This is a genomic window from Staphylococcus equorum, assembly GCF_001747895.1.
GTDB lineage: Bacteria > Bacillota > Bacilli > Staphylococcales > Staphylococcaceae > Staphylococcus > Staphylococcus equorum_A.
Genome location: NZ_LNNB01000019.1, coordinates 57,718 through 73,064 on the forward strand (window position 1 = coordinate 57,718; position 15,347 = coordinate 73,064).

Annotated in this window: 14 protein-coding genes; 12 read left to right on the forward strand and 2 right to left on the reverse strand. The window is 33.7% G+C overall.

Annotated features, from left to right (window positions below; translation table 11 throughout):
• Window positions 1-31: 31 nt before the first annotated feature.
• Complete coding sequence (locus tag AST02_RS08915) at window positions 32-652, reverse strand: TetR/AcrR family transcriptional regulator (protein ID WP_069817529.1); 621 nt, start codon at window positions 650-652, stop codon at window positions 32-34.
• A 155-nt stretch (window positions 653-807) separates the two neighbouring features.
• On the opposite strand from AST02_RS08915, the gene AST02_RS08920 reads away from it, so the two are divergent.
• The 5 genes from AST02_RS08920 (at window position 808) to AST02_RS08940 (ending at window position 8,294) form a co-directional block, all read left to right on the forward strand.
• Complete coding sequence (locus AST02_RS08920; RefSeq protein ID WP_069817531.1) at window positions 808-2,097, forward strand: ABC transporter permease; 1,290 nt, start codon at window positions 808-810, stop codon at window positions 2,095-2,097.
• Window positions 2,098-2,484: 387 nt separating this feature from the next.
• A complete protein-coding gene (locus AST02_RS08925) occupies window positions 2,485-4,149 on the forward strand; it encodes a Na/Pi cotransporter family protein (protein WP_069817534.1) in 1,665 nt (554 codons plus the stop codon).
• 237 nt (window positions 4,150-4,386) lie between these two features.
• The gene (locus AST02_RS08930) at window positions 4,387-5,403 is read left to right on the forward strand and encodes an LLM class flavin-dependent oxidoreductase (RefSeq protein ID WP_069817536.1); all 1,017 of its coding nucleotides are present in this window, start codon (window positions 4,387-4,389) and stop codon (window positions 5,401-5,403) included.
• Window positions 5,400-6,728 (forward strand): LLM class flavin-dependent oxidoreductase, encoded by a 1,329-nt coding sequence (locus AST02_RS08935; protein ID WP_069817538.1) that lies wholly within the window; start codon window positions 5,400-5,402, stop codon window positions 6,726-6,728. The genes AST02_RS08930 and AST02_RS08935 overlap by 4 nt, the downstream gene beginning before the upstream one ends.
• A gap of 81 nt (window positions 6,729-6,809) precedes the next feature.
• Window positions 6,810-8,294, forward strand: coding sequence for a Na+/H+ antiporter NhaC family protein (locus tag AST02_RS08940; RefSeq protein ID WP_069817540.1), 1,485 nt, complete (start codon window positions 6,810-6,812; stop codon window positions 8,292-8,294).
• A gap of 92 nt (window positions 8,295-8,386) precedes the next feature.
• Here the strand turns inward: AST02_RS08940 and AST02_RS08945 are convergent, their stop codons facing one another.
• Window positions 8,387-9,154: a DeoR/GlpR family DNA-binding transcription regulator gene (locus AST02_RS08945; protein WP_069817541.1), complete on the reverse strand. Its 768-nt coding sequence runs from the start codon at window positions 9,152-9,154 to the stop codon at window positions 8,387-8,389.
• 174 nt (window positions 9,155-9,328) lie between these two features.
• Here AST02_RS08945 and AST02_RS08950 point away from each other — a divergent pair, with 174 nt between their 5' ends.
• The 7 genes from AST02_RS08950 to AST02_RS08980 all read left to right on the forward strand — a co-directional run bounded on the left by AST02_RS08950 (window position 9,329) and on the right by AST02_RS08980 (window position 15,299).
• Window positions 9,329-10,411 (forward strand): MDR/zinc-dependent alcohol dehydrogenase-like family protein, encoded by a 1,083-nt coding sequence (locus AST02_RS08950; RefSeq protein WP_069817542.1) that lies wholly within the window; start codon window positions 9,329-9,331, stop codon window positions 10,409-10,411.
• Window positions 10,412-10,457: 46 nt separating this feature from the next.
• Window positions 10,458-11,456, forward strand: coding sequence for a dihydroxyacetone kinase subunit DhaK (locus AST02_RS08955; RefSeq protein WP_069817543.1), 999 nt, complete (start codon window positions 10,458-10,460; stop codon window positions 11,454-11,456).
• A gap of 12 nt (window positions 11,457-11,468) precedes the next feature.
• Window positions 11,469-12,101, forward strand: a complete 633-nt coding sequence (gene dhaL, locus AST02_RS08960) for a dihydroxyacetone kinase subunit DhaL (protein ID WP_069817544.1) — start codon at window positions 11,469-11,471, stop codon at window positions 12,099-12,101.
• A 33-nt stretch (window positions 12,102-12,134) separates the two neighbouring features.
• Window positions 12,135-12,581: a ribose 5-phosphate isomerase B gene (rpiB, locus tag AST02_RS08965; protein ID WP_069817545.1), complete on the forward strand. Its 447-nt coding sequence runs from the start codon at window positions 12,135-12,137 to the stop codon at window positions 12,579-12,581.
• A 308-nt stretch (window positions 12,582-12,889) separates the two neighbouring features.
• Window positions 12,890-14,140, forward strand: coding sequence for a copper resistance CopC/CopD family protein (locus AST02_RS08970; RefSeq protein WP_081332990.1), 1,251 nt, complete (start codon window positions 12,890-12,892; stop codon window positions 14,138-14,140).
• A 15-nt stretch (window positions 14,141-14,155) separates the two neighbouring features.
• Complete coding sequence (locus AST02_RS08975) at window positions 14,156-14,734, forward strand: YcnI family copper-binding membrane protein (RefSeq protein WP_069817546.1); 579 nt, start codon at window positions 14,156-14,158, stop codon at window positions 14,732-14,734.
• 145 nt (window positions 14,735-14,879) lie between these two features.
• Entirely contained in the window at window positions 14,880-15,299 is a 420-nt protein-coding gene (locus AST02_RS08980; protein ID WP_065338641.1) for a DUF2871 domain-containing protein, read from the forward strand.
• Window positions 15,300-15,347 lie beyond the last annotated feature (48 nt).

Sequence of the window (15,347 nt, forward strand, 5' to 3'; positions counted from 1 at the left end):
ATACTAGCGAAGAAATACAAAGATGACAAGTTTAATTTGTGAAATCAGTAGGTTGGTGCTCATTTGCCATAAGACGCAAAGGACCATTAAAGATAATCTTAAACAAATAATCAACTACCGTCTCTGGATCCATTCTATCTTCATCTTGTACCCAATGCTTAATAAATGAAATCATGGCCCCTGCAGTATAACTATGAAAATAGTCTAAAGGAATATCTGCAATTGTATTGTTATTTGAAACATTTTTTTTCATATTATTCAGCATGATATCGGAAATTTTATTTTCAATTTGACTTTTACGTTCCAAGCTAAAAATAACTTTGTAGAAATCTATATGATCATATAAATAAGTCACTACTTTTTTTAAAATGTCTTCTGTAAAATGCTTAGCAAAGGCCTCTAAATCATCATTCTGCATAATGACTTTGTCGAAATCAACCGCAGACGATAAAGCTAAGGTATATTCATCTTCCATATCAGAAAGTAAAATATATTTATCTTCATAGTGTAAATAAAAAGTACCACGGTTCACATCGGCTAATTGTGTAATATTTTGTATCGTAATTTTTTCTAAATCTTTTTTTTCAAGCAATTGTATAAAAGCATTTTTAATTGCTGTTTTCGTTTTACGGACACGTCGATCTTCTGGCATAGTCGTCACCTCATTAGAGTTAATTAACAATATATATCTATATGTTGATAAACAAACAATATGATTGTTATTGCATATTGAATATTCGATTAACCTCATTATAATAAACAAAGTAATCAATAATCAACACGATGTTTAATAAGGAGGTAAATAATATGAATATATTTAAAAGCAAATTACTTTGGGTTGCACCAATAGCGATATTAATTATACTTGCTATTTTTTCAATTGGATTTTATCCTGCATATAATCCCCAACCGAAAGAGATGCCGATTGCAATCGTGAATCACGATGAAGGGACATCTATTCAAAATAAAGATATAAACATAGGTAAAAATTTAGAAGATAAATTAAAGGATAGTGACTCAAATGAAATAAAATGGGTCAATGTAGATAGTGAAAAAGAAGCACGCAAAGGATTAGATGAACAAAAATATTTTGGTGCTGCAATTTTCGAAAAAGACTTTTCAAAAAATGCGATGAGTAAAACTCAAAAGGTAGTAATGGATAGTAAGAAACAAGAAATGCAAGATAAAGTGAAATCAGGTGAAATGCCTGCTGCTCAAGCTTCACAAATGCAACAAAAAATGAGTGAATCGAGTAGTAGTCAAGGTATAACAGTTAAGCAAGCTGAATTTAAAACACTTACGAACAGTGGGGCAAATATGCAAGCTTCACAAATGTCATCCAATGTACTCACAGGTATAGGAGATAATCTGAATAAGCAAATTTCTGAGCAGGCGCTAGATACATTAGATAAACAAAATGTAAAAGTGAATGCGAGCGACATCAAAGATATTACAACGCCAGTGAATGTAGTAAATAAAAAAGTGAATGAAGTGAAGGACCACCAAGCTAGCGGTAACGCGCCATTCTTAATGTTTATGCCAGTGTGGATAAGTTCAATTGTAGTTTCAATATTGCTATTCTTTGCATTTAGAACCAGTAATATTGTTAAAATTTCGCAACGTATCATTGCTTCATTAGGTCAAATGATTCTAAGTGTAATCACAGCATTTATTGGTGGATTTGGGTATGTTTATTTCATGTCAGGCGTGTTAGGTTTTGACTTCCCTGATATAAATAAAATAGCAATTTATATATCTATTTCCATTCTAGGATTTATAGGATTAATCTTGGGTGTAATGACGTGGCTAGGTATGAAAGCAATACCTATTTTCTTTATTGCAATGTTCTTTAGCATGCAACTCGTAACCTCGCCAAAACAAATGTTACCTAAATTCTATCAAGACTATATAGTGAATTGGAATCCATTTACGCACTATGCTGAATATTTGCGAGAATTACTCTATATGCATCAGTCATTAGAAATGAATTCAACAATGTGGATGTTTGTAGGATTTATCATTTTCGGTATCATTTCATCGCTCTTAGCAGCAATTATTAGAAAGCATAGTGGAAAACGTTCAGAATTACCATCTTAAACAAAGTAATTAACTGTATATTACAATCAATTAGAGAAAAAATTAGGATAAAAATTAAGCTCAAATAAAAAAAGTCTCCCCAAAATTTGGGGAGTTTTTTTAATACTTACAACTCAATAAAAACATAAAAAAGAGAAATAATAAATTTGAATATATTTATATGATTAAATTCATTAAAAAGACATAATTATTTTACACGCAAAATCAATAAAATAACTAGGGAAATATTGATAACAAAGCGTTTGAGAAGGGGTCTGATATGTCGTTGAAATATGATTGCAAAAACATTTAGAAATATCTCTATAATTTTAATAAGAAATTAACACTAAATTTACAAATATGCGTTATAATTCACATAGTTTACAAATAATTTAAAGAGGTGTGACAATGGATTCATCTGTTATGGAGACAATTTTCACTTTTATCGGTGGATTAGGTATATTTTTATACGGTATTAAACAAATGGGTGATGGCTTACAAGCATCAGCTGGGGACCGTCTGAGAAGTATATTAAATAAATTTACGAGCAACCCGCTTATGGGCGTACTTGCAGGTATGATAGTTACGATTTTGATCCAAAGTAGTTCTGGTACAACGGTAATTACGATTGGACTTGTAAGTGCTGGGTTTATGACAATGCGTCAAGCCATTGGTGTTGTAATGGGAGCGAATATAGGTACCACGGTTACAGCATTTATTATAGGTATTGATCTCGGTGCATATTCGTTACCAATATTAGCTATTGGTGCATTTTTAATATTCTTTGTTCAAAAACGTAAAGTTAAAAATATTGGTATGATTTTATTTGGTTTTGGTTCGTTATTCTACGGTTTAGAATTAATGAGCAGCGCCGTAAAACCACTTGCTAATTTAGATGGTTTCCATCAATTCATGCTAGACATGTCAACGAACCCAATTTTCGGAGTTGCAGCAGGTACGATTATAACAGTTGTCGTTCAAAGCTCAAGTGCCACAATTGGTATACTACAAGGTTTCTTTGCGAACGATTTAGTTAGTTTAAATGGTGCCTTACCTATATTATTAGGTGACAACATTGGTACAACAATCACGGCAATACTCGCAAGTTTAGCCGGCTCACTTGCAGCAAAACGTGTAGCAGCAGTACATGTTATATTTAACGTAATAGGCGCAGTAATATTCTTAGCGATTTTACCGATATATCAATGGGTTATCGAATGGATGCAAGGTTTAATGAACTTAAATCCAGAAATGACGATTGCATTTGCACACGGTACGTTTAATATTACGAATACGTTAATTCAACTACCATTCATATTTGTCCTAGCTTGGATCGTAACAAAACTTATTCCTGGTGAAGATATAACAGAAAAATATAAACCTAGACATCTAGATAAAAATTTAATTAATAGAGCTCCAAGTATCGCTTTACAAGAAGCACAAGATGAAATCCAAAACATTGGACGTATGACATACTCATTATTAGAGAATGTTAGTGAATACAATGAAAAAAATGAGAAAAAAGTACTTCAAAAACATGCCGCTGTTCAAAACATGCATGACAATGTAAAAGAATATTTAACGAAAATATCTGAGAAGAAAATATCCAAAAAAGATGCAGAAAGAATGTCTGTGTTATTTGATGTAAATCGTACGATGTTAAAAGTAGCAGGATTATCTGAAGCATATATATTAGATTTGAAACAGTTGCATAACGAACCAGTACAAATCTCTGATAAAGCTGCACAAAGCATTGATAAACTTTATTCACATGTGAATATGTCATTCGATAAATCAGTTGAAATGTTTAGCGTATATGACAAAGTTAAAAAAGATGAAATTGTTAATTTAAGTAACGATTCATATACACTTGAACATGATTTAAGAAAAAAACATATTAAGCGTTTAAGTTCAGGTGAATGTTCGCCAGAAGGTGGCCTGTTATATCTAGATATGATTGCTATACTAGAACGTATTGGCTATCATTCGAGAAATGTATCAGAAGCAATGATTGATATTGACGAACTTTCAAGTGAAGAAGAAACAGAACATACTGTAGGTTGGACTTACTAAAATTTAATTAAATATAAAGTTAAAAGCTGAGAAATTTTGTTGTAAAACAGACTTTCTCAGCTTTTTTACTGTTGAAAAATAACTGATATTGCTATAGCTGACACAATAAAATACATGTATCAAACTATTTTATTTTTAATCCTTAGTAAAGAGATAGGGATACTTGACAAAAAGTCATGGAAGGCATAATATTACATATAATAAAATTTTCAGAAAACTGATATGGGGGGACAGCGTGTGACAGCCATTAGCATTCTTGATCAAAGTCCGATAGATAAAAATGAAACAGTAAACGACGGTATAGCTCGTACCGTTGAATTGGCACAACTAGCAGATAAATTAAATTATACAAGGTACTTTGTTGCTGAACATCACAATATAGAAGAAGTAGCTGGTACGAGTCCGGAGATACTTGTAACACATATATTGAATCACACAAAAAATATACGTGTAGGTTCTGGTGGCGTAATGTTGCAACATTATAGTCCATTCAAAGTTATAGAACAATTTCATTTCATTAGTCATTTAGCACCTGGAAGAGTCGATTTAGGTATAGGTAAAGCACCTGGAGGCTTTCCTTTAGCGACACAAGCGTTGCAAACAGAATTCAAGTCACCACAAACAAGCTTCAATGATAAATTTCATTTATTAAATCAATTTAATAATGGCAGTTTTTCTGAAGACGAAGATTATCGACAATTACAAACAACGATTCGCAATAATGAAATCCCAACACCACAAATTTATCTACTAGGTGGTAGTGAACGTTCTGCGCAATTTGCTGCTACAGAAAAAGTAGGGTTTATATATGCATTTTTCATAAATTCAAATATTGAAACATTACAACAAGCCCTTAAAGATTATAAGCAACAATTTCCTGAAGGCAGAGTCATTGTAGGGGTAGCTGCCGTTGTATCAGAGAATAAAGAAGAACAGGCATTAGTTAAAGAAGGTAGTACAAATTACGCTTTACATTTCGATGACGGTAGAAAAATTACTGTCAATACAAAGGAACAAGTAGAAACATTTAAAAAACAAAGTGACGAAGACTTTGAAGTTGAAGAAAAACAAATAGATGTTTTTAATGGTTCCGCAGATGAAATTAAGCAACAGCTCAATCAATTAAATCGTGACGGCAATATAGATGAATTTATGCTACATATGCCAGTTCAAAATCATAAATTAAGAATTAAAACAGTAGAACAACTAGCTATAACGAATAACAAAGAAAAGCAGAAAGAAGGGGTATTATGAGTCAAAAAAAAATCGATTTTGGGATCATGTTAAACGGTCCTGGTGGTCATATGCATGCTTGGAAATCTAAAGACGTACCGAGTGATGCAAGTACAAATTTTGAGTTCCAACTTGATGTCGCTAAAAAAGCTGAACAAGCAGGATTCAGTTTTGTATTTGTAGCAGATGGATTATTTATTCATGAGAAATCTATTCCACACTTTTTAGATAGACATGAGCCGTTAACATTTTTAGCTGCGCTTGCGCCGGTAACTCAACGTATTGGGTTAGTTGGTACCATTTCAACGTCATATAGTGAACCCTTCACTGTTGCTCGACAACTCGCAACAATCGATAAAATCAGTCATGGCCGTGCAGGTTGGAACATAGTAACTTCGCCGCTTGCTGGTAGTGCGGATAATTATAGTAAAGGAGACCATCCTGAACATGATGTCAGATATGATATTGCTGAGGAACATCTTCAAGTCGTTCAAGGATTATGGGATTCTTACGAAGATGATGCCTTTACATTTGATGTTGAGACTGGCGCATATTTAGATAAGGAAAAAATGCATACGTTAGATTATAAGGGACAATATTTTCAAGTTAAAGGTCCATTAAATGCCAGTCGTTCAGAGCAAGGTCAACCTGTCATATTTCAAGCAGGTGCATCTCCTAAAGGACAAGCATATGCAGCTCAATATGCTGATGCAGTATTTACTTTAGGTGAATCACTGGATATTGCTAAAAGTAATTACGACAGTATTAAATCACAAGCCAAAACGTTTGGGCGTGATCCACAAAACATTAAAGTATATCCTATATTATCCCCAGTTATTGGCAAGTCGAGCGATGAGGTAGAAGCACGCTTTGATGAAATAAAATCATTGGCGACAATTGACGAAGCTTTAGATTACTTAGGCAGATATTATGACCATCATGATTTCAGTCAATATGATCTCGATGCACCGTTTCCAGATTTAGGTGAAGTGGGGCAAAATAGTTTCCGTGCAACTGCAGATTCTATCGCAGCACGCGCCAAACAAAATAATTTAACATTGAGAGATGTTGCTTTAGAAGAAACAGCTCGTCGCTCTCCTTTCACTGGAACTTATGAAGAAGTAGCAAACTTAATCATTGAATGGTTTGAACATGGCGCAGCAGATGGATTTATCTTCGGACCTCATATTAATGGACCTGTATATGATGAATTTTTAAATAATGTATTACCTATTTTAGAAGAAAAAGGTTATTACGATAAAGCATATCAAGGAGATACATTACGTGATCACATTGGTATTCCTTTTAAAGAAAATAGATATAGTAAGTCAGAAGTAACACATTAATACTCAGTAAACAATAAAGTGGATAGACGCATCTGGTTTTATAACGCTGTGTCTGTTTTTTAAATATAAGGAGTGAAGTTCATGTCAGAATCAAGTACAACATCATATGAACATGTAAATCATAGTAACGTCAACAACACCCCAGAGCAAACTGAAACAAAAGTGAAAAGAAAATTCCAATTACCTCATGTGCTATTAATGATGCTTATTATGATGATGTTTGCTTGTTTATTGACGTATGTCATTCCTGCTGGGCAATTTGATACGAGTAAAGATGGATCAATGATACAGGGGACTTACCATGCGATTTCACAAAGTCCAGTGAATCCATTTTATGCTATTACACTCATACTTAATGGGGGAATACAATCGGCCCAAACGATTACACTATTATTATTTATAGGTGGCGCAATGGGCGGTATATTACAATTAGACTCTGTGACAAAATTAACAAATTATATGATTTTTCGTTTCGAACATGCAGGTGCATTACCATTAATTATCGGGTTGTTTTCTTTGATGGCGTTTATCGGCTTCTTCGTTGGTGGAGATCAAATGATCGTGTTCGTAACGCTTGGCGTCATACTCGTAAACCGTTTGAAATTAGACCCTATTATGGCACTAGCTATTACATTTTTACCTTTGTATATGGCTTTTTCAATTTCTCCCTCAGGTATGGCTAAAATTGGCCAAATTGTTTATCCTGAAGTAGCGCTTTATTCTGGTTATGGTGGAAGAGCTATCATGTATGCAGTGTTTTTAATTATCACCTTGTTATATGTGATTTGGTACGCAATAAGAGTCATTAAAGATCCCAATAAGAGTATGATGCCGACACAAACGTGGCTATTTAATCATAAAGAAAAAAGTAATGATGATATGGCAATTGAAGATAGACAAGTAAATTGGAGAGATATCATCGTAGCTGCATTAGTCATTGTGACGCCGATTATATTAGCCTTAGGTAATGGGATGTTAAACTGGACAGAAAAATACGGCAATGGTGTATTTATTACTGTTTTTGGCATTAGCTTTGTTTTAGCCTATTTAATAAAACAAAAAGGGACAACTGCAATGGTTGATGGATTTTTGGAAGGTGCTAAACCGATGTTGGTCGTAGCATTTGCGATTATCATGGCAAATACAATTAGTGTGATTTTAGAAAAAGGGAAGATATTAAGTACAATTGTAAACAGTCTTACTACACAACTTGATGGTTCATCATCTGGCATGGTAGCTGTTATCGTCTTTATTGTCGCAGGTGTATTTAATTTCCTAGTACCGTCTGGTTCAGGATTAATGAGTGTGATGATTCCTATTTTACAACCTGTAACTAATGCATTAGGCGTTAATGATCAAATGTTATTAACCTCTTTATCGTTTGGTGGAGGGTTAGGTAACTTAATTACACCAACTTTAGGTGCAACAATAGGCGCTATCGCGATTGCCAAAGCAAACTTTGGTTCTTGGTTTAAATTTATGATACCACTGTTTCTAATTTGGATTGTCGTCGGCTCAGTTATACTTTACATCTTTACTGCTGTAGGTTGGAGCGGCGGCGTTTAAAAACAACAAAAATATAAGGAACAATGATGTACTGTAATATTTTAGAAGTTATATTTAACTTTTAAAATAACAGTTTTCATCATTGTTTCTTTTTATTTATTTGCAATTGTCAGCGTGAAAGGGACGTCATGTGTCCATTTTTGAGTTGGTGGTTCATCCGTTATAACTTCGGTGATATCACTGATTTTGGCAAAGGAAAGTGTAGAAGAAATATCGAATTTACTTTTATCAATAAGTGCAATTACATTTTCACTTTCTCGTACCATTTGTTTTTTTAATTGAACTTCAGGTAGTGAGAAGTCTGTTAATCCATTATCAAGTGTAAAGCCATTTGCGGATAAAAAGAAATAATCAATATGATACATTTCTAATATTTGTGAATCTATATTACCAGTAATAGCATTTGAGTCCTGTGAAACAAATCCTCCAACTACTAGAACAGTTAAATGGGGATTCTCTTTTAAAAGTACCGCATTTTCTAAACCATTTGTAATAATTGTAAGTTCCATCGTAGTTTCTGCTAATAATTTTGCTAATTCATATGTTGTAGAGCTTGCATCAATCATAATGCATTGTTGGGGTTCAATCTTTTTTAATGCGTATTTACTAATTTTATACTTTTCACTATGTTTTTGTGTCAGACGATAAGAAAAGTTTAATTTAGAAGTCATATTTTCAGTTACTTTTGCACCACCGTGTGTTCGAGTGACTTTGTTTTCACTTTCTAAACGTCTAAGATCACTCCTAACGGTTGCTTCTGTCACACTTAAATAATCTGAAAGCTGTTTAACAGTGGCACGTTTGTGTGATTTTATATAAGTATATATGTGCTCTCTTCGTTCATCCGCGTACATTTTCATATGAATCATATCCTCCTTCGTATCATAAACTATTTTAACATAAATCGTACACAAGCAAATAAAAACAAGTCAAAACGAAAATAAATGAAAAAATATTTGAAAGAAACGAAAATATATATTAGAATTGTAGTTGTAAATGAAAACGCTTTCTAAAAAATGGAGGAGCTGTTAATAATGACAAAGAAAAATTATCCGGAAAAAATGAATGCTGTTGTAGCTTATGCACCTGGAGAATATAAATATGAAACTGTAGATACGCCAACAATTGATAATCCTAAGGAAATTGTTGTTAAAGTAGAAGCTTGTGGAATTTGCGCAGGTGATATTAAAGCATATGATGGGGCACCTAGTTTTTGGGGTGATGAAACACAGCCGTCATATATCAAAGCACCTATGATACCCGGACATGAATTTATTGCACGTATTGTAGAAAAAGGTAATGAAGTCACAGATTTTGAAATTGGTGATCGTGTCATTTCTGAACAAATTGTACCTTGTTGGGATTGTAGATTTTGTAACCATGGACAGTATTGGATGTGTGAAAAACATGATTTATATGGCTTCCAAAACAACGTAAACGGTGGTATGGCAGAATATATGAAATTTACGAAAGAAGCAATTAATTATAAAGTGCCGGAAGATATGCCAATTGAAAAAGCGATTTTAATAGAACCTTATGCATGTAGTTTACACGCTGTACAACGTGCAAATGTTAAACTCGGTGATTTTGTTGTGTTATCTGGTGCAGGAACTTTAGGTTTAGGTATGGTGGGTGCTGCTAAAAAATCAGGAGCTGAAACGTTAGTAGTGCTAGATATGAAAGATGACCGTTTAGAATTAGCGAAAAAATTCGGTGCTGATATTGTTATGAATCCATCTAAGGTAGATGTCGTCAAAGAAATTAAAGCGCTGACTGAAGGGTATGGTTGTGATACTTACATCGAAGCAACCGGTCATCCTAAATCAGTAGAGCAAGGTTTGAGTGCAATTAGAAAATTAGGCCGTTTTGTAGAATTTTCGGTATTTGCAGATCCCGTTACCGTGGATTGGAGTATTATATCAGACCGTAAAGAATTAGATCTAATGGGTAGCCATTTAGGGCCTTATTGTTACCCACTTGTTATCGATGGTATAGCAAAAGGAGATTTTCCAACAGATGGTGTTGTGACGCATCAATTAGCACTTAAAGATTTTGAGGAAGGTTTTGAACTAATGAAAAAAGGTGATCAATCATTAAAAATCGTTCTGGTACCTTAAACAGCTAAGTACAAATACAGAGCATCGTAAAAAGGAGAGAATTGAAATGAAAAAAATGATTAATAACCCCGATAATGTCATTGAAGAGTTAATGACAGGTTATGTGATTGCCTACCCTGACTATATTAGACGTTCAAAACTTCATCAAAGGGCGTTAATTGGAAAGAAACGTGATACGAATCGAAAAGTAAGTGTATTAATAGGTGGTGGTTCAGGACACGAACCAGCGTTTCTGGGTTATGTCGGTCAAGGTATGGCAGATGGTGTTGCTGTAGGTAATATATTTGCTTCTCCATCTCCTATTCCAATACAAGCTGTAACTAAAGAAATAAGTGAAGGCCACGGTGTGCTATATATTTATGGTAATTACGCGGGCGATTTGATGAACTTTGAAATGGCTAGTGAAATGACTGAAATTGAAGATGACATCAAAACCGCAGTGGTCATAGGTAATGATGATGTCGCCTCTTCAAAAGATATTGATGATCGTAGAGGGATAGCTGGAGAGTTGCTAGTGTATAAGGCGGCAGGCGCAGCAGCTGATTTTGGTTATGACTTAGAAGAGGTAAGACGTATTGCCCAATTAGCTAATGATCATACACGTTCAATGGGTATTGGTTTAAGTCCATGCTATTTACCTCAAACTGGAAAACCAAGTTTTGATTTAGAAGAAAATGAGATGGAAATTGGCTTAGGACATCATGGTGAGCCTGGTATTGAAAAAACAACAATTCGCACAGCAAAAGAAACAGTCCATGTGATGATGCAAAATATTTTAAAAGAAGGATTATATAACGCTGACGATGAAGTGGTTGTATTGGTTAATGGCTTAGGTGCAACCTCTCAAATGGAACTGTACATCATAAATAAAGAAGTAGATGAAATTTTAAAAGAACAAAACATTAAAACATATAAATCTTATATAGGTAATTTTATAACTTCAATGGAAATGGGCGGCTTTTCGGTGACTTTAATGAAATTAGATGACACTTTGAAATCTTGTATGGATCATCCTGTAGATTGCCCAAACTTTAAAGAAGTGTAGGAGGAAGTAGTTATGGCGTTGACGAGTCAATCATTTAAAGCATATATCTTAGCGTTAACAACCTTATTTGAAGAACAACAAGATGTACTTTGTGAATTGGATAGGAAAATCGGTGACGGTGACCATGGTGTAACGATGAATATTGGTTATCAAGCCGTACAAAAAACGATAAATAATGAATTACAAACACAAGACGATATCGCAAAGATTAGTGTTGCAGTGGGGAAAAGTTTTTTAGATGCAGTCGGTTCTTCAGTTGGTCCACTCTATGCTTCTGGTTATCTTAAAGCGGCCGTTGCAATAAAAAATAAAACTGAACTAGATGATGAAGCATTATATCAATTTTGGATTGCTTTTAGTAAAGGTATTAAAGATAGAGGTAAAGCTGAAATTGGAGATAAGACAATGATAGATACGCTTGAACCATTCTATAAATCTTTAGAAAGCGCACTAGATGAGGGTGAACCGTTTGGGCCTGCTTTTAATAAAGCACTGGTTAAAGCGAAGTCAGGAATGGAGAGCACGAAAGAGATTATTTCGAATAAAGGCCGTTCTAAAAGACTCGGTTATCGTGCCCAAGGACATGTTGACCCAGGTGCGACATCTTCTTATCTCATGTTAGAAACTTTTAAATCATTTATTTAATTACTGTAGCTAAATCTATAAGGAGGAATTAGAATGAAAATAGCAATTGGTGCAGACCATAATGGTTATGAATTAAAAGAAGCGGTTAAAGCTCATGTTGAACAATTAGGACATGAGGTAGAAGATTTTGGTTGTCATCAATGTGCAGAAACTGACTATCCAGATGTAGCTGCCGAAGTAGGTAAAAGCATCCAACAAGGACAAAATGAAAGAGGTATCTTAATTTGTGGTACAGGTATTGGCGTAGCAATCACTGCTAATAAACTCAAGGGCATTCGTGCAGCACTTGCACATGATTATTACTCTGCAGAACGTGCACAATTAAGTAATAACGCACAAATTTTGACAATGGGTGCTCAAATTGTTGGTATAGAAGTCGCTAAAAAGAACGTTGAAGCTTATCTCAACGTAGCTTGGGAAGGCGGTTCACAGCGTAAAGTGGATAAAATAGACCAAGTTGAGCATAATGAAAACAACTAAAAGATAATTTGAAAACAATTCATATATTAAAAACGCTCATTCCTAATCACAACAATTTGGAATGAGCGTTTTATTGTTTAGAGAGCGCATAAGTGATATTTATGTTTGAAAAGTAAAACATCATATTTTTAAAATATAGCATTGTATAAATGAATAATGTGTAATAAATTGATTGCAAGTATATAACATAAATTAAAATAATTATTGTAAATGATATGTCTGAAAAATGACAATTAATAATTAATATTGTGAATATACTTTGAATTTAATATGATGAGAGGTACAAGACATAATTAGGGGGATTTGTTGTGCAACTGTCTATAAGATTTCCTAAAGCGACGATGTCTATATTTTTCATCACTATAATCATAGTGTTTATGGCATTAACGCAACAAGTGTCAGCACATGCCACACTTGAAAAAGCAACGCCAAACGCAAACAGCGTTGTAGATGAACAACCAAGAGAAATTGAGCTACAATTTAATGAACCAGTACACGCACAATATTCAAGTGTGCAAATTTTTGATGATACTGGAAGTGAAATTGCTGAAGTGAAACCAAGTACAACGGGTTCTTCGCAGACATTATCATTTCCTGTGGATGAGTTAGAAAAAGGAACGCATAATATCAAATGGCAAACAATGTCAGCAGACGGTCACGAGATAAGTGATACGTTTGAATTTTCAATTGGAAAAGAAACTGCTAATGGAATTGACACAACACCACCATTTTATGAAAAATCAGGTTTTTGGTTTGGTGCATTACGCTTTATAACTGAGGGGCTTATTATTACATTATCTGGCCTATTCATAGTAAATCAATTGGCAAGTAGGAAGGGATTATTAACATTTAAGTCAAATCGATATTTTAAACCCATTGTATGGATGCTTATGATGCTTTCAGTAATGACTGCTTTAGTTTATATGATGACACTTTCTTCAGATGTTGTATCTGATGTATTATCATTGCAAACAGCAGCACTCACACAAGTGCCATTTGTCTTATCGATGGTGGCCATCATAGTATTGTTAGGGTTATTTACATTGAAACACATGGCACAGAGTTGGTATGTATTCATCACAATAATAATGCTAATCACATTGAGTATGTCTGGACACGCATGGTCTCAAAGCGTGCCTATTTGGTCGATTTTAATTAGAACAGTACATATAGGCGGGATGTCACTTTGGTTAGGTGCATTGATTTATTTATTATTTGTCATACGTGCGAAATCAAATCAGAATAGCCAGGCTATCAGAGCATTTTTATTGAAATTAAATACAATTGCAGTAGCACTTATTATTATTTCAGGTGTATTGATGTCTATAGATCAAACAAATATATTAGCTATTTGGACTGATATACAAACATGGAGTGCATTGCTCATCGTTAAAGTGGTATTAACACTCATCATGATGACGCTAGGTTTTTATCAAACGACACGTGCGTTAGGAAAACAACACCGTGCAAATAAAGTAACATTGTATATTGAATTAAGTATAGGACTCATATTGATATTAGTTGGTGTAATTATGAGTCAAATTAATATTCCAGGATAAAGGGAGATAAAAATAATGTTCAAACAAATTATGGCAGCAATAGTCGCATGTATCATTGCAGTGGGCTTTTCTAAAAGTGCAGATGCACATGTAACGTTAAATCCGGATACAAGTGAACCGGGCTCATATGAAAAGTATGATGTTAGAATTCCAGTAGAAAAAGATGCAAATACGACTAAAATTGAATTAAAAGTACCGGAAGAACTAACAGTAGTTGGTGTAGAGCCTAATGATCAATTTGATCATAAATTAACTAAAGATGATGAAGGTAATATTACAAAAATTACTTGGACGGCAACAGATAAAGGCATTGGTCCAAATGAATTCATCGATTTACCAATCCAAGTGGCTAACCCTGAAAAAGAAGGAGAATTCAAATGGGAGGCTTACCAAACCTACGATGATGGTGATACTGTTAAATGGACAGGTGATGAAGATTCAGAAAAACCTGCACCTATTACTAAAGTAGCTAAGGGCAACGAAGATACTGCTGGAAGTAGTCAATCTAGTAATGGTCCAATAGCACTATGGATTGTATCAATTGTTGCAATTATTTTATCGTTAATAGCAATTTTTAAAAAGACAGCTAAATAAAATAGTATGTAATTTTAATTAATAAAATAAATAAAAAGACGAGTCATCATAAAAATATGACTTGTCTTTTTAATGTGTAAGTTTGTTGAATTGTCACTGTAATTTTCAAAAAAATATCCTATAATAGCTATAAGGAGGAGTCTCGATGCGCAGAATTTTGTATGCTTTTTTAGTCTATACAATCTTAGGTTTACTAAGTGGTTTTTATTATCGTGAATTAACGTTAGCGTATGATTTTACTGGTGAAACACAACTTGTAGTTGTACACACACATACGTTGATATTAGGTATGTTTATGCATCTTATTTTATTACCTGTAACAAAAGTCTTTAATTTAAGTAGTTATTATCTATTTAATTGGTTCTACATTATATTTAACCTGGGTGTATTAACAACAATAGGAATGATGTTTACTAAAGGAACATATCAAGTCATAGGTAAAACAGTACCAGAATCATTTGCAGGATTTGCTGGTATCGGACATACAATTTTAACAGCAGGATTTATTTTATTATTCTTCTTGTTAAAAAGTGCAATTATTAAAGATCCTAAAGATGAAAAATAAAATTGAGGATGAGACATGTAATGATGTCTCATCCTTTTTTATTATCTT

Coding starts and splice junctions, on each gene's coding strand:
- AST02_RS08915 (WP_069817529.1), bottom strand. CDS start 652: ATGCCAGAAGATCGACGTGTCCGTAAAACGAAAACAGCAATTAAAAAT.
- AST02_RS08920 (WP_069817531.1), top strand. CDS start 808: ATGAATATATTTAAAAGCAAATTACTTTGGGTTGCACCAATAGCGATA.
- AST02_RS08925 (WP_069817534.1), top strand. CDS start 2,485: ATGGATTCATCTGTTATGGAGACAATTTTCACTTTTATCGGTGGATTA.
- AST02_RS08935 (WP_069817538.1), top strand. CDS start 5,400: ATGAGTCAAAAAAAAATCGATTTTGGGATCATGTTAAACGGTCCTGGT.
- AST02_RS08940 (WP_069817540.1), top strand. CDS start 6,810: ATGTCAGAATCAAGTACAACATCATATGAACATGTAAATCATAGTAAC.
- AST02_RS08945 (WP_069817541.1), bottom strand. CDS start 9,154: ATGAAAATGTACGCGGATGAACGAAGAGAGCACATATATACTTATATA.
- AST02_RS08950 (WP_069817542.1), top strand. CDS start 9,329: ATGACAAAGAAAAATTATCCGGAAAAAATGAATGCTGTTGTAGCTTAT.
- AST02_RS08955 (WP_069817543.1), top strand. CDS start 10,458: ATGAAAAAAATGATTAATAACCCCGATAATGTCATTGAAGAGTTAATG.
- dhaL (WP_069817544.1), top strand. CDS start 11,469: ATGGCGTTGACGAGTCAATCATTTAAAGCATATATCTTAGCGTTAACA.
- rpiB (WP_069817545.1), top strand. CDS start 12,135: ATGAAAATAGCAATTGGTGCAGACCATAATGGTTATGAATTAAAAGAA.
- AST02_RS08975 (WP_069817546.1), top strand. CDS start 14,156: ATGTTCAAACAAATTATGGCAGCAATAGTCGCATGTATCATTGCAGTG.
- AST02_RS08980 (WP_065338641.1), top strand. CDS start 14,880: ATGCGCAGAATTTTGTATGCTTTTTTAGTCTATACAATCTTAGGTTTA.